We start from the raw sequence: 2143 nt of genomic DNA on the forward strand, positions 1-2143 counted from the left end.
CAGGTTGATCAGCGACCCGGCCAGGTCGGGCAAGAAGACATCCGGGCGAACCTCAGCCAACCGACGACGAATGGCGAGTGCCTCCTCGATTGCAGTCAGGCCGTCCTCTCTGCGGCCCAACCCACCCAGTCGGATCGACAGGTTGTTCAGTGACCCCGCGAGGTCGGGCAAGAAAACATCTGGACGTACCTCAACCARCCGACGGTAGACGTCGACGGCCTCCTCGCTCGCGACCAAGCCATCCTCCCGTCGGCCCTGCTCCTTCATCTGAATCGACAGGTTATTTAGCGACGTGCCCAGAGCGGGCAAGAAAACATCCGGGTTCTCCTTAACCAACCGACGGTAGACGCCGACGGATTCTTCGATCGCGGCCAAGCCATCCTTCCAYCGACCCAACTCACCCAGCCGGACCGACAGGTTGCTCAGCGACCTGGCTAGATCGGGTAGGAAAGCGTCCGGCTGCACGTCGGCCAACTGACGGTAGGCACTGACAGCCTCCTCGCTCGCGGCCAAGCCATCCTCTCGTTGACCCAACTCACCCAGTTGGACCGACAGGTTATTCAGTGCCATGGCCAGGTCGTCCCGAAAGTCATCCGAGCGCACATCAACCAATCCACGGTAGACGCCAACAGCCTCCTCGCTCGCAGCCAGAGAATCCTCCCATCGGCCCAACTCACCCAGTTGGACCGACAGGGTGCTCAGCACCGTGGCCAGGCGATGTAGGAAGGCATCCGGTTGCATCTCGGCCAACCGACGGTAGATACCGATAGCCTCCTCGATCGAGCCTAAACCATCCTCCCATCGACCCAACTCGCCCAGCCCGGTCGACAAGTTGTTCAGCGACATGGCTAGATCGGGTAGGAAAGTATCCGGCTGCACCGCGGCCAATCGACGGTAGACGCTGACCGCCTCCTCGATCACGGCCAAGCCATCCTCCCATCGACCCATCTCACGTAGGCGCACGGACAGGTTGTTCAGCGAGCTCGCGAGTCCGCTCAGTGCATCGTCAGACGAGTCGGCTTCCCGGAGGCGGGAGACATATGCCTGTTGAAGATCGACGGCGAGGTCGAGTAGACGGGTGCTATAACGAGGCAGTTCGTCGATCACGGCGCCGAGCTGGTCGGCGTCGAGCTGATCCGCCACTGTGGCGAGTGCCCGGAGCAGTTCGGTTGGGGTGGGGGTTTCGACCGCGACCCGCACCGCAGGCACGGCCCGGCTGACCGGATCGTCAACGACCAGCCGATAGACGAGGTCGGCCAGGTCGCGGCGCGCCGCGGAGGCGCGCGTCAACACCGTGAAGGCCTGGTGAATCTGCCCAGCACTGGCACCGTCCAACAACTGCTCGATTCTGCTAGCACCCTCACGCTGTTCGACGGTTCGGGCGACGAAGTGCTCCGCGATCCGGTCCGGGACCACACCACCCCACCGGCTGGCAGGCCGGTCGGGGGGCGGCGGGTAGAGGTCGGCCAGCCAGCGCACCGCCTGGTCACGCGCGTCATGGGCTAGCCCGTCCGTCCCGGCGAAACCCGGCAACCGGGCCAGCGTGGCCAGCGCATCCTGGTGCGACGCGGCGCCGCACAAGGTCGCGGCCAAAACCCCGTCCGCGAGCGTCGACGACGCACGGTCGATGCCACGGCCGTGGGCCGCCCGGATCCAGTAGCCCTCCTCGTGTCGCAGCAGCCGATCCGCAACCCGATCCCACGACTCGGCCCCCGCCGACGAGTCCGGCGGCCGGTCGACATCGAGCAGGGCGACCAGCGCCGCCACGTGCACAGCAAGGACCTGCCCAAAAGCATCCGGGTCCAGACGAGGCCCGACAACCGCAGCTGCGCGCGCCTCCCAGTCCACCGTGCTGTCGACCTCGTGCAGCCGGGCCGCCAACGCTTCGACCGCCTCGGCGAACGCCTCCCGGCGACCGGCGACCGTGACATCCACCGGCGCCAAGGCCACGACCTCGGCGCCGTCGGCCAGGTCGTAACGGCGAGACAGATCCGTCCACCAGTCCCCGGCGGTGCGCGCGACCAGCAGGAGCCGCACCGGACGCCGGCTGGCACGATCGCCCAGCACTCCCAGCAGGCGGTCGAGAAAGTCGCCGTGCGTCTCGGCATAGTCCACGACCATCAACACCGACCGGTCCGTGGCC

Annotated in this window: 1 protein-coding gene; it reads right to left on the reverse strand. The window is 66.5% G+C overall.

The features are described from left to right. Positions 1-2121 (reverse strand): tetratricopeptide repeat protein (locus BL253_RS37470; protein ID WP_241835496.1); only part of this gene is annotated, 2121 nt, incomplete at its 3' end. Positions 2122-2143: the final 22 nt, after the last annotated feature.

Origin of the sequence: Pseudofrankia asymbiotica (assembly GCF_001983105.1) — a bacterium.
GTDB classification, from domain to species: Bacteria; Actinomycetota; Actinomycetes; order Frankiales; family Frankiaceae; genus Pseudofrankia; species Pseudofrankia asymbiotica.